At 66.2% G+C, this 21,866-nt stretch carries 18 protein-coding genes and 1 pseudogene; 12 read left to right on the top strand and 7 right to left on the bottom strand.

The features are described from left to right. Positions 1-430, bottom strand: a pseudogene (locus tag AC1DES_RS14995) (cupin domain-containing protein); the annotation flags it as partial. Positions 431-604: 174 nt separating this feature from the next. Continuing rightward, entirely contained in the window at positions 605-1,426 is an 822-nt protein-coding gene (locus AC1DES_RS15000) for an IclR family transcriptional regulator (RefSeq protein ID WP_476896504.1), read from the bottom strand. A 48-nt stretch (positions 1,427-1,474) separates the two neighbouring features. On the opposite strand from AC1DES_RS15000, the gene AC1DES_RS15005 reads away from it, so the two are divergent. From AC1DES_RS15005 to AC1DES_RS15025, 5 genes are all read left to right on the top strand, one after another. Further along, positions 1,475-2,815 carry an MFS transporter gene (locus AC1DES_RS15005; protein WP_476896505.1) on the top strand — a complete coding sequence of 447 codons (1,341 nt, stop codon included), beginning with the start codon at positions 1,475-1,477 and terminating at the stop codon, positions 2,813-2,815. Next, positions 2,808-4,058, top strand: a complete 1,251-nt coding sequence (locus AC1DES_RS15010; RefSeq protein WP_476896506.1) for an FAD-dependent oxidoreductase — start codon at positions 2,808-2,810, stop codon at positions 4,056-4,058. The genes AC1DES_RS15005 and AC1DES_RS15010 overlap by 8 nt, the downstream gene beginning before the upstream one ends. Positions 4,059-4,326: 268 nt before the next feature. Beyond that, positions 4,327-5,532, top strand: a complete 1,206-nt coding sequence (locus AC1DES_RS15015) for an inorganic phosphate transporter (protein WP_476896507.1) — start codon at positions 4,327-4,329, stop codon at positions 5,530-5,532. Then, positions 5,529-5,750, top strand: coding sequence for a hypothetical protein (locus tag AC1DES_RS15020; protein ID WP_476896508.1), 222 nt, complete (start codon positions 5,529-5,531; stop codon positions 5,748-5,750). The genes AC1DES_RS15015 and AC1DES_RS15020 overlap by 4 nt, the downstream gene beginning before the upstream one ends. Positions 5,751-5,810: 60 nt before the next feature. Continuing rightward, on the top strand, positions 5,811-6,383 hold the full coding sequence (locus AC1DES_RS15025; RefSeq protein WP_476896509.1) for a dihydrofolate reductase family protein: 573 nt from the start codon (positions 5,811-5,813) through the stop codon (positions 6,381-6,383). Here the strand turns inward: AC1DES_RS15025 and AC1DES_RS15030 are convergent. After that, positions 6,380-6,844 (bottom strand): hotdog fold thioesterase, encoded by a 465-nt coding sequence (locus tag AC1DES_RS15030; protein ID WP_476896510.1) that lies wholly within the window; start codon positions 6,842-6,844, stop codon positions 6,380-6,382. The two genes, AC1DES_RS15025 and AC1DES_RS15030, sit on opposite strands and share 4 nt — an antisense overlap. 238 nt (positions 6,845-7,082) lie before the next feature. On the opposite strand from AC1DES_RS15030, the gene polA reads away from it, so the two are divergent. The 4 genes from polA to AC1DES_RS15050 all read left to right on the top strand — a co-directional run bounded on the left by polA (position 7,083) and on the right by AC1DES_RS15050 (position 13,563). After that, the gene (gene polA, locus AC1DES_RS15035) at positions 7,083-9,722 is read left to right on the top strand and encodes a DNA polymerase I (RefSeq protein WP_476896614.1); all 2,640 of its coding nucleotides are present in this window, start codon (positions 7,083-7,085) and stop codon (positions 9,720-9,722) included. Positions 9,723-9,785: 63 nt separating this feature from the next. Continuing rightward, the gene (locus tag AC1DES_RS15040) at positions 9,786-11,072 is read left to right on the top strand and encodes a GNAT family N-acetyltransferase (protein WP_476896511.1); all 1,287 of its coding nucleotides are present in this window, start codon (positions 9,786-9,788) and stop codon (positions 11,070-11,072) included. A 241-nt stretch (positions 11,073-11,313) separates the two neighbouring features. Next, on the top strand, positions 11,314-12,789 hold the full coding sequence (rpsA, locus tag AC1DES_RS15045; protein ID WP_476896512.1) for a 30S ribosomal protein S1: 1,476 nt from the start codon (positions 11,314-11,316) through the stop codon (positions 12,787-12,789). Between the two features lie 342 nt (positions 12,790-13,131). Then, a complete protein-coding gene (locus AC1DES_RS15050) occupies positions 13,132-13,563 on the top strand; it encodes a VOC family protein (protein WP_476896513.1) in 432 nt (143 codons plus the stop codon). A 500-nt stretch (positions 13,564-14,063) separates the two neighbouring features. Here AC1DES_RS15050 and AC1DES_RS15055 read toward each other — a convergent pair whose 3' ends face one another. Both AC1DES_RS15055 and AC1DES_RS15060 read right to left on the bottom strand, forming a co-directional pair. Next, positions 14,064-14,645, bottom strand: a complete 582-nt coding sequence (locus AC1DES_RS15055; protein WP_476896514.1) for a GNAT family N-acetyltransferase — start codon at positions 14,643-14,645, stop codon at positions 14,064-14,066. Continuing rightward, positions 14,629-15,330 (bottom strand): IMPACT family protein, encoded by a 702-nt coding sequence (locus AC1DES_RS15060; RefSeq protein WP_476896515.1) that lies wholly within the window; start codon positions 15,328-15,330, stop codon positions 14,629-14,631. The genes AC1DES_RS15055 and AC1DES_RS15060 overlap by 17 nt, the downstream gene beginning before the upstream one ends. A 22-nt stretch (positions 15,331-15,352) precedes the next feature. On the opposite strand from AC1DES_RS15060, the gene coaE reads away from it, so the two are divergent. The 3 genes from coaE to AC1DES_RS15075 all read left to right on the top strand — a co-directional run bounded on the left by coaE (position 15,353) and on the right by AC1DES_RS15075 (position 19,932). Next, positions 15,353-16,618, top strand: a complete 1,266-nt coding sequence (gene coaE, locus AC1DES_RS15065; RefSeq protein WP_476896516.1) for a dephospho-CoA kinase — start codon at positions 15,353-15,355, stop codon at positions 16,616-16,618. A 40-nt stretch (positions 16,619-16,658) separates the two neighbouring features. After that, positions 16,659-18,740: an excinuclease ABC subunit UvrB gene (uvrB, locus tag AC1DES_RS15070; protein ID WP_476896517.1), complete on the top strand. Its 2,082-nt coding sequence runs from the start codon at positions 16,659-16,661 to the stop codon at positions 18,738-18,740. Positions 18,741-18,903: 163 nt separating this feature from the next. Further along, the gene (locus AC1DES_RS15075; protein WP_476896518.1) at positions 18,904-19,932 is read left to right on the top strand and encodes a TerC family protein; all 1,029 of its coding nucleotides are present in this window, start codon (positions 18,904-18,906) and stop codon (positions 19,930-19,932) included. A gap of 32 nt (positions 19,933-19,964) precedes the next feature. On the opposite strand, the gene AC1DES_RS15080 is transcribed toward AC1DES_RS15075, so the two are convergent. Both AC1DES_RS15080 and AC1DES_RS15085 read right to left on the bottom strand, forming a co-directional pair. Beyond that, positions 19,965-21,356: an alpha/beta fold hydrolase gene (locus AC1DES_RS15080; RefSeq protein WP_476896519.1), complete on the bottom strand. Its 1,392-nt coding sequence runs from the start codon at positions 21,354-21,356 to the stop codon at positions 19,965-19,967. Next, positions 21,349-21,849, bottom strand: coding sequence for an N-acetyltransferase family protein (locus AC1DES_RS15085; RefSeq protein WP_476896520.1), 501 nt, complete (start codon positions 21,847-21,849; stop codon positions 21,349-21,351). The genes AC1DES_RS15080 and AC1DES_RS15085 overlap by 8 nt, the downstream gene beginning before the upstream one ends. Positions 21,850-21,866 lie beyond the last annotated feature (17 nt).

A 21,866-nucleotide genomic window follows, 5' to 3' on the forward strand; every position in this document is an offset into this window, starting at 1 on the left:
TCCAGACCCCTTCGCCCTCGACGACGAAGCGGAACGCGTTCTGGGAGTGCCGGTGTTCCGGGGCGGTTTCCCGGGCACCAAGGTACTGGATGGCCGCCCACAGCGTCGGGGTGGCGTACGGCGTCCCGGCCAGGCCCGGGTTCGCCAGGGCAATGGCGCGGCGTTCCCCGCCGCGGCCCACCGGCACCAGATCCCCGGCCCGGGCCGCCAGCGGGTAAAGGTCGCTCCACCTCCAGACGTGGGGGACTGCGTTCGGGGCCGGGACCATCGGCATCAAATCCGCGATCTCCGTCCACAACGGAATCAGGTTCTCCCGGTCAAAATCCCGGTACAGCTCCTTGAGCTGGGCAGCCTCTTCGGGCGTCGGCTCCGGGGCAGTGTGCCCCGCGGCCACTGATTCATGAGTCGTGTTGTCGGCGCTGATGGACACGTGGGCCTCCTCGGTAGGTCAGAACAGTTCTTTGGCGTAGTACGACTCTACGGATCCCGGTGTGTGACCCCCAGCATATTCTGCCAGTCAGAATTGCCATCCAACTGACTCGCAGTTAAGGCCGTTATGAGCCCTCAAAACGGCCTTAACTGCGAGTCAGTTGGGCTGCCTGACTCAGTCCGGATCGGCGGGATTGGCGGCGATGTCGATCTCCAGCTGGCGGCAGCATTCGCGCAAAGCGGGGACCAGTCCGGCGTCGAATACGCTGCGGAACCGGGTGGCCGGCGTGGCGACGCTGAGCGCCCCCACCACTTCGCCCCGCCCGTTGTGCAGGGCGATACCGAGGGCGCTGACTCCTTCCTCCGTGCCCTCGAAGTTGGCGGCAAACCCATTGCTCCGGATCGCCTCGAGTTCACGGAGGAAGGCCGTGTATTCACTGTCCGGAATGACGTCGCCGCCGATTTCAGCGTTGTTGCTGCGGAACAGCTGCTCGATCATGGACGGCTCCAGTTCCGCCAGCATCGCCTTGCCCCCCGAGGTCTTGTTGGCAGGCATCACCGTGCCCTGCCGGTCACCCACCCGCAACACGTTGTTTCCTTCCACCGTGGCCAGGAACCGGACTTTCGTGCCCACCCGCACCATGAGGTTCACGGTTTCGTTGAGCTGGCCGGACAAAACCTCCATATGCGGCTGGGCGATCCTGCGCAGCAGCCTCGTCCAGCTCAGTCCCGCCGGGCCCACGCCCATCGCCGGCCCGGGCACATATCGGCGGTTCTCGTCCTGGACGGCGAAGCCGCGGTAGACAAGCATCGCGAGAAGCCGGTGCGCAGTGGACGGCGCCACGCCGAGCTCTGAGGCCGCATCCTTGAGCCGCAGCGCTCCGCCGTCGCGAAGTAACTGCAGCAGCTGCAAGGCGTTGTCTACCGCTTCAACCGAATACGTCGGCCGTTTCTGTGCCGGCCGCCTCGCGGCCTTGGCTGACGGGTTGTTCTGCACATCAGAATTGTATTGTGGTTCGTCGACGCCCGCCACGAAAGTAGTGGTATGAATCACAAACCTTCCGCTGCAGCGCCGGAGCGGCCCGCACCAGGCATCGCCATTTCCACGACCGAGGATGGGCCGGCATTCCGGTCTTCCCGGGCATCGGCCGCGGCCGTACTCGTCTGCTGGCTCCTCGTAGTTTTCGACGGATACGACCTGATCGTCTACGGCACCGTCCAGTCCTCCCTGATCTCCCAAACCGGCTGGGGCCTGACGAAGGCCACAGCCGGGACTATCGGGTCCATGGCCTTCCTGGGCATGATGATCGGAGCCATCTTCGCCGGACGCATGGCCGACTCCTGGGGCCGTCGCCGCACCATCCTCGGCTGCGCGATCGTCTTCTCCGTCTTCACCATCCTGTGCGCCTTTGCCCCCAACGCTCCCGTCTTCGGTGCCATGCGCCTCATGGCCGGGATTGGACTCGGCGGCCTCGTGCCATCGGCCAACGCCCTGGTCGCCGAACTCGTCCCCGACAAGTGGCGCTCCACGATCGCAACCCTGATGATGTCCGGCGTGCCTATCGGCGGCTCCGTCGCCGCCCTTGTGGGCATTCCGCTGATTCCGGCCCTCGGCTGGCCGGCCATGTTCCTGGTCGCCGTCGTCGCACTGATGGTGGTTGTCCCGCTCGGCCTGCTCTATCTTCCGGAAACGCTGGCCCCGGCCGGCACGTCCGCGGCGGGCGACCCCGCGATCAAGGAGCCGGCCGGCTTCGCGTCGCTCCTGCGTGCCCCCTACCTCGGGATCAGCGTCCTGTTCGCCCTGGCAACGCTGGCCACACTCTTCGCCTGGTACGGCCTCGGGACGTGGCTGCCTAACCTGATGCAACTGGCGGGGTACAACCTGGGGTCTGCTTTGACCTTCGCCCTCGCCCTGAACCTCGGCGCGGTGGCCGGTTCGGTCCTCACCGCCTGGGCCGGCACCCGCTTCGGTCCGGCGCCGACCGCCATCGCCGCAGCCGCCGTCGCCGCGGGCGCCCTCGTGGTGCTCGTCAGCGGCCCGTCCGTCATGGTCGTCTACCTCATGCTCGTCCTGGCCGGCATCGGCACCCACGGCACGCAGTGCCTGGTCATCGCCGCGGTCGCCGGACACTATCCCGGACACCTCCGGGGAACCGCCCTGGGCTGGGCCCTGGGCGTCGGCCGGATCGGCGCCGTCGCCGCACCGCAGGTCGGTGGCCTGCTGCTGGCCGCCGGGCTGGGCGTCAACTCGAATTTCCTCGCCTTCGCCGGCGCAGCCGCCATCGCCGCAGTGCTGCTCGCCGCCATCGGCATCAAGCTGAAGGCACGAGCCTCACATCCGGCCTCCATCTCACCCTCAATCCCTCAAGGAGCAAGCAATGTCTGAGCACGCCACGTCCACCGATGTCCTCGTCATCGGAGGGGGAATGGCCGGCCTGGCCGGAGCCCTCGCCCTGCGTGAAAACGGCGCCGACGTCACCCTCGTGGAGCGGGCCCCGGAATTCGGTGAGGTCGGCGCGGGCCTGCAGATGGCCCCGAACGCATCCCGCGTGCTGAAGCGCTGGGGCCTGCTCGAAAAGGCACTCGAAATCGGTGTCCAGCCCAAGCACCTCGTCTTCCGCGACGCCGTGACCGGCGAGGAACTCACCCGTCAGACGCTGGGCGCCGAATTCGCGGAACGCTACGGCGCTCCGTACGTTGTGATCCACCGCAGCGACCTGCACCGCGTCCTGCTCGAAGGCTGTGAGGCGGCGGGCGTCAAGCTTGTCAACGACGTCCTGGTCGAGAGCGTGGAAACCGTGAACGGCCGTGGGGTTGCCCACACCGCCGCCGGCGTGGACTACGAGGCCGACGTCGTGATCGGCGCCGATGGCCTGAAGTCCACCCTCCGCCCGCTCGTGGCGGACGACGCCCCCGTGCCGTCCGCCTACGTGGCCTACCGCGGCACCGTCCCCATCACGGAGAACACACCCAAGGCCGACCTCGAAGATGTGATCGTCTACCTTGGACCGGACTGCCACCTGGTGCAGTACCCCCTGCGGAAGGGTGAGCTGTTGAATACGGTGGCCGTCTTCAAATCCGCATCGTTCGAGCGCGGCGAGGAACAGTACGGCGGCGTGGACGAGCTCGAGGCAGCCTACAGGGACTGCGTCCCGGCCGTGCAGGAAGCGCTGAAGAACCTGGCCACCGGGATCCGCTGGCCCATGTACGACCGCGACCCGATCGAAAACTGGGTCGCCGGCCGGATGGTCCTCATGGGTGACGCTGCCCACCCCATGCTGCAGTACCTCGCCCAGGGCGCCTGCCAGGCCCTGGAGGACGCAGCGGTGCTGCAGGACGCCAGCCACGGCACGGTGTTCACGGCTGAGGGCATCAACCCGGCGGCCTGGGAGGATGCGATCCGGGACTTCAACGCCCAGCGCGCCGGACGCACGGCCAAGGTCCAGCGCACAGCCCGTATCTGGGGTGAATCCTGGCACGTTTCGGGTCTCGCCCGCGTCCTGCGGAACCTGCTGTTCAAGAGCCGCAAGGACGGCGACTTCCAGTACAACGACTGGCTGTATGGCCAGGTGGGGGAAGGTGTTCCTCCCGCCCACAGCCCGGCAGACCGGGCCAAGGTTCACGCATAGGCTCACGCCGCACGGCAGTGCCCGATGCCGGACGTCCAACCGGCGTCCGGCATCCGGCGTCTGCGATCCGCCCGTCCGCTGCCAACCCCGGGGCTTCCGGGGGCCCGGGCTGATGTTTTGCCGAGCCGTCTTTCCCACGTACCATCGATAAGGTTTCAAGCTGCTTTGCCGCACGTCTTGCGTCGTCCCTTGACAGCGGACGAACGCGCGCAATGCGGCAACGGGGAAGTGGAACTTCTGACCGTCGACTCTGCAGATTGGGCAACAGGTGGAAATCACCGTAATGGTGGCGCTAGTGATATCGCTGGCGCTGTTCTTCGACTTCACCAACGGATTTCATGACACCGCTAACGCCATGGCTACGCCCATCGCGACCGGTGCCATCAAGCCGAAAACGGCAGTCGCCCTCGCGGCGGTGCTGAACCTGGTGGGAGCGTTCCTCTCCACGGAAGTGGCCAAGACCGTTTCGGGCGGCATCATCCGTGAAGGTTCCAACGGCATCCAGATCACCCCGGACATTATCTTCGCGGGCCTGATGGGCGCCATCCTCTGGAACATGATCACGTGGTTGAAGGGGCTGCCGTCGAGTTCGTCGCACGCCCTCTTCGGCGGTTTGATCGGTGCAGCCATCGCGGGCATCGGCATCCACTCCGTGAACTTCGACTCGCTGCTCCAGAAGGTCATCCTTCCGGCAGTCTTCGCCCCGCTTATCGCCGGCGGCGTGGCCTACCTGTGCACCCGCCTGGCCTACGCACTGACGTCCCGGCACGATCCCGAGACCGGCGGCAAGCTCACGCAGAAGCGCGGCGGATTCCGCACCGGCCAGATTTTCACGTCCAGCCTGGTCGCCCTCGCCCACGGCACCAACGACGCGCAGAAGACAATGGGCATCATTACGCTCGTCCTGATCGCGGCCGGCACCCAGCCCGCTGGCTCAGGACCACAGTGGTGGGTCATTACCGCTTGCGCCCTCGCCATTGCAGTGGGCACGTACGCGGGCGGCTGGCGGATTATCCGCACCATGGGGGCCGGGCTCACCGAGGTCAAGCCGGCACAGGGCTTCGCCGCCGAGACCAGCACGGCATCCGCCATCCTGGCTTCCTCACATCTCGGGTTCGCCCTGTCCACCACGCACGTGGCCTCCGGCTCAGTCATCGGTTCCGGGATGGGACGCCGCGGCACCACAGTCCGGTGGGGCATGGCCGGACGGATCTTCGTCGGCTGGCTCTTCACGCTGCCGGCTGCCGGGATCGTTGGAGCACTGACTGCGCTGCTCGTCAAGACCGGTGTGGTTGGCCTGGTCATCGCGGCCATCGCCGGCACCGGCGCCGTTGTCTATATGTTCATCGCCTCGCGGAAATCGCACGTGGGCCACCACAACGCCGTCGAGGTCGAAGAAGCAGGCCAAGCCGTCCTGTTCCGCAAGAAGAAGTCCGCCGGCAAGTCGAGCAAGAATAAGGATGTCCAGCGATGAAATGGTTGGAAATCATCACCGTCGCGGGCGCGAGCCTCGTCGCGGCGCTGACTATCGTTGTGCTCTACGCACTCGGTGTCCGGCTCACCGCTATCGCCGGTGATGTCCGCGAGAGCAGCCCGGGGTGGGTCCGTCCGCTCGCCTACGTGTGTTTTGCGGCTTGCGGCATCGCCGTCCTGTTCGGGCTCTACCTGATCATTCCCTACTTCAGCAAGTAGGCGCAGGCGACGGGAAGCCCGGCTCTGGGAACCCGTGGTCGAAGTGGCTAAGCTGGCGCCATGCCGCGTCTGCAGTACTTCGTTGCCTCATCGCTCGACGGATTCATCGCCACGGCCGATGACGGGCTGGACTGGCTGATCCAGTTCGACGGGTTCTCCGGCGGCAAGGAAAGCTACGACGCGTTCATGGCCGACGTCGGCTGCATCGTCATGGGGGGCGAAACGTACGCCTGGCTGACGGAGCACGAAGCCGGCAGCTGGCCCTACCCTGCCACACCCTGCTGGGTCTTCACCCACCACGAGCTCTCAGCGCCCCGGGGCACCGACATCACGTTTGTCCGGGGGCCGGTCCGGGAGTTCGTCGGGGACCTCCACGAGGCCGCCGGCGGCAGGAACGTCTGGATTGTGGGCGGGGGAGTCCTGGCGGCCCAGTTCGCGGAGGCCGGGCTCCTGGATGAGCTGATCATCTCGATCATTCCGGTGGTGCTGGGCAACGGCAAGCCCGTGCTCCCGCTGTCAGGCCCGACGCCGCCGCTGGAGTTGATCTCGTCCCGCACCATGGGCCGCGGAATCATGGAGCTGCACTACCGTTTCAGCAAGCCCCAGGCTGCCGGGAGTCCGCCGCCCGCCTAGTCCGCGATATCGCGGATGAGGTTCGTGATCCGGGCCGTGGAGAGCCGGCGCCCCTTCTCGTCCGTCATGACGATTTCATGCGTGGTGAGGGTCCGCCCGAGGTGGATGGCCGTGCACGTGCCGGTCACGAGCCCTTCGGAAATCGCACGGTGGTGGGTCGCGCCGACTTCGATCCCCAACGCCTGCCGCTTCGGGCCTGCATGCATCCCGGCGGCAAAGGAGCCGAGTGTCTCGGCGAGAACCACGTGCGCGCCGCCGTGCAGGATGCCTGCCACCTGGGTGTTGCCTTCGACCGGCATGGTGGCCACAGTCCGCTGCGGACTCATCTCCAGGAAGCGGATCCCCATCTTCACCACGAGGGCGCCGACACCGTACCGGCCCAGCCAATCGTGCATGTCCTCGGGAACTCCGGCCGCTGCGAGTTCGGCCGCGTAGGGTCCGGGCGTGAAATTGTCCATCATGGGAACTAGGCTGGCACCTGTGAGTGAAACTACCAAACCGGCCCCTGCCCCTTCTGCCGCAGTCACCGCCGTCAGCGCTGAAACTGCCACCCTGACTGATGCAGCGGCTGGCGGTTCCGTGCTTGTGGCCGAACCGGCGGCGAAGTCCCGCCGTGCCGGCGCGGAGGTTTCCGCCACCGAGGCGCCGGTCATCCCCGTCACGGACCAGCCCCGGCTGCTGGTGCTCGACGGCCACTCGATGGCGTTTCGCGCTTTCTTCGCCCTGCCTGCGGACAAGTTCTCCACCGCCACGGGGCAGCACACCAACGCCGTGCATGGCTTCACGTCCATGCTGATCAACCTCATCAAGGAACAGAAGCCCACCCACGTGGCGGTGGCATTCGACGTCTCCGACGACACCACGCACCGCAAGGCCGAGTACGACGGCTACAAGGGCGGACGAAATGAGACGCCGCGGGAAATGAGCGGCCAGATCGACCTCATCGACAAGGTTATGGGCGCCTGGGGAATCAAGACCATCAAGATGCCCGGCTGGGAGGCCGACGACATCCTGGCCACCCTCGCCGCCATGGGTGAGAAGGCCGGCTACGAGGTGCTGCTGGTCTCCGGCGACCGGGATGCGTTCCAGCTCATCACGGACAACGTGTTCGTCCTGTACCCGAAGAAGGGTGTCAGCGACATTCCCCGGATGGACGCGGACGCTATCCAGGAAAAGTACTTCGTCAGCCCGGCCCAGTACTCGGATCTCGCCGCCCTGGTCGGCGAGAGCGCGGACAACCTCCCGGGTGTTCCCGGCGTCGGCCCCAAGACGGCCGCCAAATGGATCAACCTCTACGGCGGCCTGGAGGGTGTCCTGGAGAACCTCGAGGCGATCGGCGGGAAGGTGGGGGATTCCCTCCGCGAAAACGTCGAGGACGTCAAGCGCAACCGGCGGCTCAACAGGCTCCGTACCGATCTGGAGCTGCCCGTCACGCTCGAGGACCTCGCGGAGCCGCGGCCGGACCAGGGCGCCCTTGAGGAGCTCTTCGACGCCCTTGAATTCAAGACCATCCGCACCCGGCTGTTTGCCCTGTACGGCAGTGAAGTGACCGAAGCCGAGCGGGAAAGCCTCGATACTCCGGACTTCGCCGTCCCCGCAGACGCCGCCGAGCTGAGCGCCTTCCTCGCGGCCGCCGCCGGCAAGCGGTCCGCCGTCGCGGTCGATCTTGTGCCTGGCCGGATCGGCGAGGACGCGGCGGCGGTGGCGATCGTCCGCGACGACGCCGCCGTCTACATCGACCTGGCCAGCCAGGACGCCGCCGCCGAAAACGTCCTGGCCGCGTGGCTGCGTGACGCCCAAGCACCGAAGGTGATGCACGGATTCAAGGCTGCCCTGAAGGCTCTGACCGCCCGCGGCCTGGAACTGGAGGGCGTCGTGGATGACACCTCCATTTCCGGCTACCTCATCCAGCCCGACCGCCGCAGCTACGAGCTCGCGGAGCTGGCGCAGCACCACCTCAACATTGCGGTATCCACCGAGGCCGCGAAGGCAGGCCAGCTGGAGCTGGCGTTCGACGGCGATGACGCCGCCGCCGCCGGCGCGCTGGTCCACGTGGCCGCCGTCGTCCTGGCCCTGAGCCGCTACTTCGAGTCGGAACTGAAGGAACGCAAAGCCCAGGACCTGCTGACCACCCTTGAACTGCCTGTCAGCCGGGTTCTCGCCGACATGGAACTCGCGGGCATCGCCATCGACATGCCGCGCATGGACGAGCAGCTGTCGGACCTCGCCAAGGTGATCGACAACGCCCAGGAGCTCGCCTTCGCCGCGATCGGCCACGAGGTCAACCTTGGTTCGCCGAAGCAGCTCCAGACGGTGCTGTTCGATGAACTCCAGTTGCCGAAAACCAAGAAAATCAAATCCGGCTACACCACCGACGCGGCCTCGCTCAAGAACCTGCTGGAAAAGACCGGGCACGAATTCCTGGTCCAGCTCATGGCGCACCGCGAGTCGTCGAAGCTGCGCCAAATGCTGGAGTCGCTCAAGAAGTCCGTCACGGAAGACGGCCGGATCCACACCACCTACGCGCAGAACGTCGCAGCCACGGGCCGGATCTCCTCCAACAACCCCAACCTGCAGAACATCCCCATCCGCAGCGAGGAAGGCCGGCGCGTCCGCGGCATCTTCGTGGTCAGCGAGGGCTATGAATGCCTGCTGTCCGCCGACTACTCCCAGATCGAGATGCGCATCATGGCCCACCTCTCGGGTGACGCCGGGCTGATCCAGGCGTACAAGGACGGCGAAGACCTCCACCGGTTCGTGGGCTCCAACATCTTCCATGTGCCCACAGACCAGGTGACGAGTGCCATGCGTTCGAAGGTCAAGGCGATGTCCTATGGCCTGGCGTACGGTCTCACGTCCTTCGGCCTGTCGAAGCAGCTGGAGATCTCCGTGGACGAGGCCCGGACCCTCATGAAGGACTACTTCGACCGGTTCGGCGCCGTCCGCGACTACCTCCGCGGAGTGGTGGACCAGGCGCGGATCGACGGCTACACCGCCACGATCGAGGGACGCCGCCGTTACCTCCCGGACCTCACCAGCACTGACCGCCAGCTGCGCGAGAACGCGGAGCGGGTGGCGTTGAACTCTCCCATCCAGGGGTCCGCCGCGGATATCATCAAACGCGCCATGTTGGGCGTCTCCGGCGCGCTGGCGGCGCAGGGCCTTAAATCGCGGATGCTGCTGCAGGTCCATGATGAACTGGTCCTCGAAGTCGCCAACGGCGAAAGCGAGGCCGTCGAGAAGCTCGTGACCGAACAAATGGGCTCGGCCGCGGACCTCACCGTTCCGCTGGACGTCCAGATCGGCGTCGGCTCCAGCTGGTACGAGGCGGGGCACTAACGGTTTACCGGTGCCGGCGCCGCCGGCACCGCGGGATTGGCAGGATTCCAGGGGGAGAAGCACATGGCAGAGCAGTACGAAATCAGGCGGTTCAAACCGGCGGCCAAGGACGACCCGGGGTACCCGGAGTCCGTCGCCTGGATGCGGGCCGTTGCATTCGGCTTCCACGATGCCCGCCGCAGCGATGAACGGGTCGATAGAGGCCTCGAGATGCAGCGCGCGGACAGTCGGACGATGACAGGCGTCTACTACGCCGGGCCCGTCGCCGACCACGCACTCGGCGCCGACGTGCCGGTGGCGACTTTCGGCACGATGAACAAGACGCTGAACATTGGCTTCGGGCGGTTCTTGGACACCCGACTCGTGACCGCCGTAACCGTACGGACCTCGCACCGCCGCCGCGGGCTGTTGCGCCGCATGATGGCCGAGGAACTGGGGCTGGCACATCAGGAGGGCTTGGCGATGGCGGCACTGACCGCCTCGGAAGCCTCCATCTACGGGCGTTTCGGCTTCGGCGTCGCGACGTCGGAGCAGTCGATCAAGGTCGACACTAGTGCCCGCTTCGTCGTGAACCACGCCCCGGTCGGCAGTGTCGAGGTGGCTGATCCCAAGGTGCTCCTTGCGTTGGCTCCGGTGATCTTCGACCGCCTTCACCGCCTGACGCCGGGTTCCATAGGCCGGCACGAGTTCTACCGGCAGTTCGTCTCCGGTTCTATCAGCCGGGAGGATAGTGAGGACCCGAAGGTCAAGGTTGCGCTGCACTACGGCCCCGACGGCGACGTGGACGGCTACGTGTCCTACAAGTTCGGCGGCTGGTCCAGCACCCCCTACACGATGGAGGTCGTCGACCTGGTGGCGGCCACCGATGCGGGCTACCTGGAACTGTGGCAATACCTCGGAGCCATCGACCTCGTCGAACGCGTGACTTGGGACGAGGCACCCGTTGACGACCCGCTGCCCTGGGCCCTCAGGGATCCGCGCTGCGTTGATGCTTCGGAGGCCCGGGACATGCTCTGGCTCCGGATCCTGGACACCCCTAAGGCGCTCGGCGCCCGGCGCTACTCCGCCGACGGGTCCCTGGTGCTCCGCGTGACCGACAGCCTGGGTTTCGCTGCCGGGACCTTCGCCGTAAAGATCGTCGGGGGAGAAGCGACGGTGACGCCGGCCCCGGAAGCAGAACCGGATCTGTCGCTTGATGTCGCGGATCTCGGCTCCGTCTATCTGGGCGCCGTCTGTCCTGTGACCCTGAAAGCGGCCGGCCGGATCACCGAGCACACAGCCGGGGCGGCGCTGACGGCGCGGCTCATGTTCGCCGTCGAACGCCCGCCGCACTGCCTCACGCACTTCTAGCTCGCCGGTGCGTTTCCTGCGGCCCGCTTCCCATGGCGGCGGCCCCTGCGCGCTTTGACCCGCGTTCCCGGAAACGACTAGACTAAACGGGCGTGTACTACGTGCGCGCATCTACAATCCACAAAATCAGGATGACCCGGCGGATCGCTTGCTGTGAAGCCGTGTTCTTGGCCTGCATTCCATAATGCAGGTGAAGCGGTTTGCCTGACCGACTCACTATCCACAACGGAGCCCCTACTACATGACCATCACCTCCACCGAGAAGCCCGGTACCCCCGTAGTCGCGATTAACGACATCGGTACCGCTGAGGACTTCCTCGCAGCAGTCGACGCCACCATCAAGTACTTCAACGACGGAGACCTCGTCGAAGGTACCGTCGTCAAAGTCGACCGCGACGAAGTTCTGCTCGACATCGGTTACAAGACCGAAGGTGTCATTCCCTCCCGCGAGCTGTCCATCAAGCACGATGTTGATCCCGGAGACGTCGTCTCCGTTGGCGATCTCGTCGAAGCCCTGGTGCTCACCAAGGAAGACAAAGAAGGCCGCCTGATCCTCTCCAAGAAGCGCGCTCAGTACGAGCGTGCCTGGGGCGACATCGAGAAGGTCAAGGAAGAAGACGGTGTTGTCACCGGTACCGTCATCGAGGTTGTCAAGGGTGGTCTTATCCTCGACATCGGTCTGCGCGGCTTCCTGCCGGCATCCCTCGTCGAGATGCGCCGTGTGCGCGACCTCGCTCCGTACATCGGTCAGAAGATCGAAGCCAAAATCATCGAGCTGGACAAGAACCGCAACAACGTTGTGCTGTCCCGCCGTGCATGGCTCGAGCAGACCCAGTCCGAGGTCCGCTCCACGTTCCTCAACAAGCTGGAAAAGGGCCAGGTCCGTCCCGGCGTCGTTTCCTCCATCGTCAACTTCGGTGCATTCGTGGACCTGGGCGGCGTAGACGGCCTCGTTCACGTTTCCGAGCTGTCCTGGAAGCACATCGACCACCCGTCCGAGGTTGTCGAAGTTGGCCAGGAAGTCACCGTCGAGGTCCTCGAGGTCGACCTGGACCGCGAGCGTGTTTCCCTCTCGCTCAAGGCTACGCAGGAAGATCCGTGGCAGACCTTCGCCCGCACCCACGCCCTCGGGCAGGTTGTGCCGGGTAAGGTCACCAAGCTGGTTCCGTTCGGCGCGTTCGTTCGCGTTGAAGACGGCATCGAAGGCCTGGTCCACATCTCCGAGCTGGCCGTGCGCCACGTTGAGCTGGCGGAGCAGGTTGTCTCCGTTGGTGACGAGCTGTTCGTCAAGGTCATCGACATCGACCTTGAGCGTCGCCGCATCTCCCTCTCCCTCAAGCAGGCTAACGAGGGCGTTGACGCCGAAAGCACCGAATTCGATCCGGCTCTCTACGGCATGGCCGCCGAGTACGACGAAGAGGGCAACTACAAGTACCCGGAGGGCTTCGACCCGGAGTCCAACGAGTGGCTTGAAGGCTACGAGACGCAGCGCGCCGTCTGGGAGCAGCAGTACGCTGACGCCCAGACCCGCTGGGAAGCCCACAAGAAGCAGGTTGCCCAGCACGCTGCCGACGACGCTGCAGCAGCAACGTCCGGCGAGAGCGATTCCGGCACCACCAGCTACTCCTCCGAGCCGGCCGCAACCGAGACCGGTGCAGGCACGCTTGCATCGGACGAGGCTCTTGCCGCACTGCGCGAGAAGCTGACCGGCAACTAATTTGCCCTTAAGACTTCGGGAGTCCGCTCCCGGAGTCCAGGCAGTTGGTAGCTTGAAGTAGCACCGTGAAGGTGGCCGTCCCTAAGGGGCGGCCACCTTTCGTTTAAGCCATGCAGGCAAAGTGGCCACGAGTGAAGAGGCTGGAGGATATTTCGTCGAAAATTCAGGTAGCCTCGAGCTGCGACGTGCCGTTGGCATGCCTGCGCTTGAGCTGTCCGGCGACGCCGTCGGCCCGGGTGGTACAAGCCGGACCGGCGCCGCAGCAACCGGCCTGTTGAGCGCCGGGCTGTTGACGGAACCGTAAGTCCGATTTCAGGAAGAACACACCCCAGGGGGACATCCATGGTTGAAGCATCGGAAGCAGCTCAGGCGTCAGCAAACGGTGAGGACGGCGGTGCCTGGCCCAAAGGGATTGGCGCCATCACGCTGTTTGCCGCCGACCTGCCAGCCACCAAACGTTTCTACCAGGAAGTCTTCGGGCTGCCGCTCGTCTTTGAGGACGATGCTTCGGCCGTCTTCAAGTTCGCAAACACCATGGTCAATCTACTGAAGGACTCCGAGGCTGCCGAGCTCATCCATCCGGCGCCGGTGGCCAGCGCACTGGCGGGATCCCGCATGCAATTTACGATCGAGGTGGACGACGTCGACGCCATGTGCGTCGAACTGGAACGCCGCGGCGTGCAGATGCTCAACGGCCCGATGGACAGGCCATGGGGGATCCGCACGGCCTGCTTCCGCGACCCCGCCGGCCACATCTGGGAGATCGCCCACTAACCAAAGCCCGGGCCTGCCGCGTCCCTTCGCTGGCCAGGGGGCATGCCCAATCTTGGCGCCGTCGTCGCGGGGGGGACATGTCCAGTCTTGGGGCTCAGGGACGGGCATGCGGGCATTATGTCGATCCCCTGCGCCCAGAACGGGACATGCCCAATCTTGGTGCCGGTCGCTGCGGGGGGACATGTCCAGTCTTGAGGCTCAGGGATGGGCATATTGGCATTATGTCCATCGCCCGCGCCCAGAACGGGACATGCCCAATCTTGGTGCCGGTCGCTGCGGGGGGACATGTCCAGTCTTGGGGATCAGGGATGGGCATGCGGGCATTATGTCCATCGCCCGCGCCCAGAACGGGACATGCCCAATCTTGGTGCCGCTCGCTGCGGGGAGACATGTCCAGTCTTGGGGATCAGGGATGGGCATGCGGGCATCATGTCCATCGCTGGCCCCCAGGGTGGGGCATGTCCCCGTGCATGCTCTCAGCCGCGGGGCCATGCAACACCTCAGCCCAGCAGGATCCGGGCTTGCACCATTCCCGCTGCTCCACCGGGGCCGCCGGACGCGTCCCGGAGGGCCACCGTGGCGCCGGCGGAGCGCAGGAGGGCCTGCGCGGCACTGTTGCCCGCGGTGGTGTCGGCTTCCAAGGTGTCGGCTCCCAACGCACGGGCGACCGCCTTGACCAACTGGAGAGCCTGCGTGCCGATACCGCGGCCCCGGAAGCTCCGTCCCAGCCAGATCCCGGTCTCCAGCGAAACGCCTGACGAAACGCCTGACGAAGCGTCCCACGGGGCGACGCGTCCGGCGCGCACCTGCCGGCTGAGCCGGATGGAACCGGCAAGTTGGCCATTCCAGCTAATGGCCCAGGTCTGCTGGTGCGCGGGTCCGTCCAGCCCGGCCGCGGCGGCGTGGTGGTATTCCCGGAACCAGCGAACCCGTTCCGGGTTCCAGCCGGCGGCACGTCCCAGCGGCGGGGTGACCTCGTCGGCGTCGGCGTCCTTGATCGCCACCGCGAGCAGCGCCTCCAGGACGTCGTCGCTGACGTCCACAAGCGCGACGGTGTGGCAGCGCTCAGCTGACGGGGACATCGATCCACTCCGTTCCTTGCAGCAGCAGCGAGGTGTTCCCGGCCGTCATGGCCGCCAAGTGCTCGGCGGCCCGGGCCAGAGCGAGCGGTTCGTCCGGGAGGGCGAGCCCCAGGACAGTTGCCTCGGCTTCGTAGCCGGTTCCTGCCATGACATAGCCCGCGGCGCGGAGGTCGTTCTCCAGCCGTCCGGCAGCGGCATGCGGCACCCGCACCGAGCAGATCCGCAACCGGCGCCGCTGCACCAGCGGGGCGAGGTCCAGGGCGCCGGAGACCGATTCGGAATAGGCCCGCACCAGACCGCCGGCGCCCAGCAGGATCCCGCCGAAATAGCGGACGACGACGGCGGTGACGTCACTGAGGTCCGCGATTCCGGGGGCTGTCTCACGCTTCAATAGTGCCTCGAGCATCGGCGTTCCAGCCGTGCCGGACGGCTCACCGTCGTCATTGGAACGCTGCACGCCGCGGTCGGGGCCGATGACGAAGGCCGAGCAGTGGTGCCGCGCGTCGTGGAATTCCTTGCGCAGCCCGGCCAGCAGGGAGCGGGCGCTTGCCTCGTCCCCGGTGCGGCGGAGGACGGTGATGAAACGGGACCGTCTGACGTCGATTTCGCGGCGGAACCCGGGCCCGTCGGCAAGGGTTGCATAGACCGCGGCCCTGCTCTGAAGAGAAAGCGCGTCATCTGCCACCGGATCAGTTTAGTCTGGTGGGATGCTGAAGATCGGGTTAACGGGCGGCATCGCCTCAGGGAAATCGGTGGTGGCCTCGCGGCTGCGCGAGCTCGGTGGCGTCGTGGTCGACGCCGACGCGCTGGCCCGGGACGTTGTGGAGCCGGGCACGCCCGGGCTGGCGGAGGTGGTCGACGCGTTCAGCTCCGCCATACTGACCGCCGACGGCGGCCTGGACCGGGCCCGGCTCGGTACCCTCGTCTTCGGCGACCCGGAACGGCTGGCCGTGCTGAACGGCATCATCCACCCCCTTGTTCGGGAACGCGCCGCCGCGATGATCGCGACCGCCCCGGCCACCGCCGTCGTCATCCAGGACATTCCCCTCCTGGTGGAAACCGGGCAGGGAAGCAACTTCCACCTGGTCCTTGTCGTTGACGCCCCGGACGCGGTGCGGGTGCAGCGCATGGTGGAACACCGGCACATGACCATCAGCCAGGCCCGCGCCCGGATGGCCGCCCAGGCCCGCCGGGAAGACCGGCTGGCGGCGGCCGACGTCGTGCTGGACAATTCAGGCACGCGGGAGGAGCTTCGGGATACGGTCGACCGGCTGTGGGAGCAGCGGCTCGTTCCGTTCGCGCAGAACCTGGCCGCCGAAAGGATCGCGCCCCGGCAGGGCGGCCCGGTCCTCAAGGCCGCGAATCCTGACTGGGACGCCCAGGCGCGCCGGCTGATCGCACGGCTGGAGACCGCGGTGCCGCAGGACGTCCTGGCGGTGGACCATATCGGCTCAACAGCTGTCCCCGGGCTCGATGCCAAGGACGTGATCGACCTCCAACTCAGTGTCCCGGACCTCGCCGCGGCGGACCGGATTTCGCCGCTGCTGGCCGCGGCGGGGTTCCCCCGGTGGCCGGGCATCATCTCCGATAACCCCAAGCCCTCGCACCCGGACCCGGCGGACTGGGGAAAGCGGCTGCACGGCAACGCCGATCCCGGCCGTCCCGTCAACCTCCACCTCCGCGCCGCCGGGTCGCCCGGATGGCGGTACGCGCTCTGCTTCCGGGATTGGCTGCGGTCCGACGCCGGAGCGCGGGCGGACTACGTGGCGGAGAAATGCCGGGCCGCCGAGCTGCACGACGTCGATAAGTCCACCGCCGGCTACGCGGCGGACAAGGAGGGCTGGTTCACGGAATACGCTGCGCCCCGGATGGACGCCTGGGTGGCGCGTACCGGCTGGCAGCCGCCGTCGTACCGCACCGAAACGACAGCGGGCAGCGCGTCCCCGGCAGCCTCCGGTACCGCCCAAAGCTGAATCAAGGAATACAGTCGGTGGGCGGCGGTAGATTAGATGCATGAGTCTTGCCCAGGAAATCAACCGGGTCGTGGCGCCCTTCGAGGTCATCAGCGAGTTCCAGCCCGCGGGTGACCAGCCCGCAGCGATTGCCGAACTCACCGAGCGCATTAAGAACGGCGAGAAGGACGTGGTGCTGCTCGGTGCCACCGGCACCGGTAAGAGTGCGACGACGGCCTGGCTGATCGAGCAGGTCCAGCGGCCCACCCTGGTGATGGTGCAGAACAAGACCCTCGCCGCGCAGCTGGCCAATGAATTCCGCGAACTGCTGCCCAACAACGCGGTCGAGTACTTCGTCTCCTACTACGACTACTACCAGCCCGAAGCGTACGTGGCGCAGACGGACACCTTCATCGAGAAGGACTCCTCCGTCAACGAGGAAGTCGAACGGCTCCGGCACTCCGCCACCAACGCGCTGCTGACCCGCCGGGACGTGATTGTCGTGGCTACCGTCTCCTGCATCTACGGCCTCGGCACCCCGGAGGAATACATCGCCGGCATGGTGACCCTCCGCAAGGGCGCGGAGATGAACCGCGACGACCTCCTCCGGAAATTCGTTTCCATGCAGTACGCCCGCAACGACATGGACTTCCACCGCGGCACGTTCCGGGTCCGCGGCGACACCGTGGAAATCATCCCGATGTACGAGGAGCTTGCCATCCGGATCGAGTTCTTCGGGGACGAGATTGAGAACATCCACACCCTGCACCCGTTGACCGGCGAAGTGCTCCGGGACGAGGAAGAAATGTACGTCTTCCCCGCCTCGCACTACGTGGCCGGTCCGGAACGCATGGGCCGGGCGATCAAGAGGATCGAAGACGAACTTGCCGAGCGTCTCGCCGTGCTGGAGAGCCAGAACAAGCTGGTCGAAGCCCAGCGGCTCCGGATGCGCACCACCTATGACCTGGAAATGATGCAGCAGATGGGGTTCTGCAACGGCATCGAGAACTACTCCTCGCACATCGACGGCCGCGCCCGCGGCACGGCGCCGCACTGCCTCATCGACTACTTCCCGGACGACTTCCTCCTGGTGATCGATGAATCCCACGTCACCGTGCCGCAGATCGGCGCCATGTACGAGGGAGACATGTCCCGCAAGCGGAACCTCGTGGACTTTGGCTTCCGGCTGCCCTCAGCGATGGACAACCGGCCGCTCAAGTGGGACGAGTTCCAGGACCGCGTCGGCCAGACGGTCTACCTGTCCGCCACGCCGGGCAAATACGAGCTCGGCAAGTCCGACGGCTACGTCCAGCAGATCATCCGTCCCACCGGCCTGATCGACCCCGAGGTGATCGTCAAGCCCACCAAGGGCCAGATCGATGACCTCCTGGGTGAGATCCGGACCCGCACCGCGAAGAACGAACGCGTCCTCGTCACCACCTTGACCAAGCGGATGGCCGAAGACCTCACCGACTACCTGCTGGGCCACGGGGTCAAGGTCGAATACCTGCACTCCGACGTCGACACGCTCCGCCGCGTGGAGCTGCTCCGCGAACTCCGGATGGGCGTCTTCGACGTCCTCGTCGGCATCAACCTGCTCCGTGAAGGCCTCGACCTGCCGGAAGTCTCCCTCGTCAGCATCCTCGACGCGGACAAGGAGGGCTTCCTCCGCTCGGCGACCTCGCTGATCCAGACTATCGGCCGCGCCGCCCGCAACGTTTCCGGCGAGGTCCACATGTACGCGGACCGCATCACCGACTCCATGGCGAAGGCCATCGACGAGACCAACCGCCGCCGCGAAATCCAGGTGGCGTACAACACCGAACACGGCATCGACCCGCAGCCCCTGCGGAAGAAGATCGCCGACATCACGGACCAGATCAACAAGGAGGACGCGGACACCCGCGAGCTCCTGGCCGCCGCCGGCAAGACGCGCGGCAAGGGCAAGGGCGCATCGAAGGTCCGGGCCGACGGGCTCGCGGCGGCTCCGGCCGAGGACCTTGTGGGGCTGATCGAACAACTCACGGAACAGATGCACGCCGCGGCAGGGGAACTCCAGTTCGAGCTCGCTGCCCGGCTCCGGGACGAGGTCGGGGAACTCAAGAAAGAACTGCGGCAGATGCAGTCCGCGGGGCACGCCTAGGGTAAAGTTGGTCCAACGTAGGGGAGTATCCCAAGCGCTACGATCGTCAACACGCACGGCACAGATGCCTTGCCGGGCGTAGCGGGCTGCCGGCCGGTCATACCGGGTCCGGGCAACCGGAGAGACTTGCACCGCTGAGTTGTACCCTGCGAAAGGTATCCCCGTGCCTGAACTTCCCCTTTGGTTTGAGATTGGCTCGTTTGTCGTTATCGGCATCATTCTCGCCGTTGACCTGCTGCTGGTCCTGAAACGCCCGCACGAGCCCTCCATGAAGGAGGCCGGGCTGTGGGTCACCTTCTACGTGGCACTCGCCCTGGCGTTCGCCGGCGCCATGTTCGCCTTTACCGGCCCCGAGTACGGCGGCCAGTTCATCGCCGGCTGGGTGACGGAATACAGCCTCAGCATCGACAACCTCTTCGTCTTCATCATCATCATGGCGCGCTTCTCCGTGCCCCGTAAGTACCAGCAGGAAGTGCTCATGGTGGGCATCATCATCGCGCTCATCCTGCGCGGGATCTTCATTCTGCTCGGTGCCATCGTGATCGAACAGTTCAGCTGGGTCTTCTACATCTTCGGCGCTTTCCTCCTCTGGACCGCCTGGAAGCAGGCGCAGGACGAAGGCGAAGACGAGGAGGACCGAGAAAACCCGCTCATCGCCCGGATCCGCAGGATCCTTCCCATGTCCGAAAAGTTCGACGGCGGGAAGCTTCGCACCGTGGTGGACGGCCGGAACGTCTTCACGCCCATGCTGATCGTCTTCGTGACCATCGGTATGACGGACCTGCTCTTCGCGGTGGACTCCATTCCGGCCATCTTCGGCCTGACGCAGAGCGCCTTCATCGTCTTCACCGCCAACCTCTTCGCGCTGATGGGGCTGCGCCAGCTGTACTTCCTGCTGGGCGGGCTCATGAACCGGCTGATCTACCTCAAGCACGCGCTCTCGGTCATCCTGGCGTTCATCGGCGTCAAGCTGGTCCTGCACGCCATGCACGTCAACGAGCTGCCGTTCATCAACGGCGGCAGGCACATCGAGTGGGCTCCCGAGATCCCGACGTACGTCTCCCTCGCGGTGATCATCGCCACGATCATCGTCGCGGTCATCGCCAGCCTGATGAGCTCCAAGGCCTCCAAAGCGAAACTGGACGCCCGCCTGGCGGAAGACTCGCGGACGAGTTTGAGCGACGTGGAGTAGCAGCGCCGGCGGGCCCCGGGACGGGTCCGCCGTCAGCGCCCGGCGGAACGGACCATGCCCAGGAGACGGGCGAAAATCGCCTCGCCGTCGTCCGCGATGCCGTCGTGGTGGTAGTCCGCGGACTCCCAGACCTGCAGCCCGCGTACCGCGGCGGCGGTTTCGAGGGACAACTCACGATCCACGTAAATGTCCTCGCTATACACGGCTGCGGCGACGGGGACGGTGTTCAGCGCAAGTCGCTCCGGGTCGTAGAGCGGCGTCCAGTCGGACTTCTCGGCAAGCAGCTGTGCCACGCCGCGGAGCGGGAGGAGTGCGGGATCCTGCTCGAAGTACCAGGGGTAGACCATCTCCCCGGTCAGCAGCGGCTCCGGGACGTCCGGGCGGAATTCCGGGAAGTCCTGAAGCGCCCGGAGGGCGGCCCAGTCGGTGGCGTCGCCCTGCCCGTAGATGGATTCGTGCATGAGTGCGTAGAGAGGGTTGCCGGACCGGGACACGAGCGCGTGGACCTGGCCCAGGAAAGCGTCCGAAAGCCGGTCGCCGCCGGGGGTGCTGACGAAGGCATCCTCCAGCAGGTGGTGCAGGGCATCGACGCGGGTGTTTCCGCCGAGGAAAGAACCCACCATCTGGAACCGCTCCACGGTCAGACGGCAGCCATCGGGCAGGACTTCCTCCACATCGCGCAGGTGCCGGGCGATCCGGCTGACCACGGCACGGTCTTCCGGGTACCAGCTGAAGTACTCGGCGTTGCGTGCAGCGACGCGCCGGAAGGTGGCCTGGTAGACCCGGTCCGCGGGGCCCGCCAGCGGAGCCAGGCCGCCCGTGACGAGCACTTCGCGCAGGCCCTCGGGCGCGAAGGAAAGATAGGTCAGCGCGCAGAATCCGCCGTAGCTCTGGCCGTAGACGGTCCACGGAGCCGAACCCAGTGCCTGCCGGATGGCCTCCGCGTCCGCTACGATTGAGTCCGCCCGGAAATGGGCCACGTAATCCGCCTGGTCCGCGTCGTTGCCGCGCAAGGGGAGCGTGTTGCGGTCGATGGGGGACGACAGACCGGTGCCGCGCTGGTCCAGCATGAGGATCCGGAAGTCCTTCGCAGCGGCTTTGCTCCAGCCGCCCAGGGACGGAAACCGGTTGCCGCGGCCGCCCGGGCCGCCCTGGAGGTACAGCAGCCACGGCAACTCCGCTGCCGCCTCCGCACTGTGGTCCGCCGAGACATACTCGCGGGCGAAGACGGTGATGGTCTCGCCGCCGGATCCGTCCTCGCTGAAGTGGTCCAGGGGCACCTCAAAGAAGTGCTCGGCGGTGCGCACGCCGCGGTACTCGTGCCGCGCCTTCACGATGTGGGGCACGGTCACGATGTGGGGCGCGGTGCTGCCGGCCTCCAGGAGCGCGGCTGCGGCGAGCCCGGTCATCGGCAGGTCAGGCACGGGCCGCCGCCTTGCGGGAGTTGCCGAAAGCCTCCAGCGCCCCGCCGGTGAGGCGGAAAGTGGACCATTCCTCCATGGGGGAAGCGCCGAGGCTCTTGTAGAAATTGATGGACGGCTCGTTCCAGTCCAGGACGCTCCACTCGACGCGCGCGTAGCCGCGTTCAACTGCGGTCGCCGCAAGGTGCTGCAGGAGCGCCTTCCCGTGGCCGTAGCCGCGGGACTCCGGCCTCACGTACAGGTCCTCGAGGTAGATGCCGTGGACGCCTTCCCACGTGGAGTAGTTCAGGAACCAGAGGGCAAAGCCCTGGACGTCGCCGGTCTCGTTTTCAGCCATCGTGGCGAAGACCCGGGGGTTCTCGCCGAACAGCGCCTCCGTGAGCATCTCCGGGGTGTTCCTGACGGCGTCGGGTTCGTTCTCGTAGATGGCCAGGTCATGGATCATCCGCAGGATGGCGGGGACATCGTTCGCGCTGGCGGGCCGGATTACACTCATTGTTCGAGTTTACTAGC

Source organism: Arthrobacter sp. 05T442 (assembly GCF_056395945.1).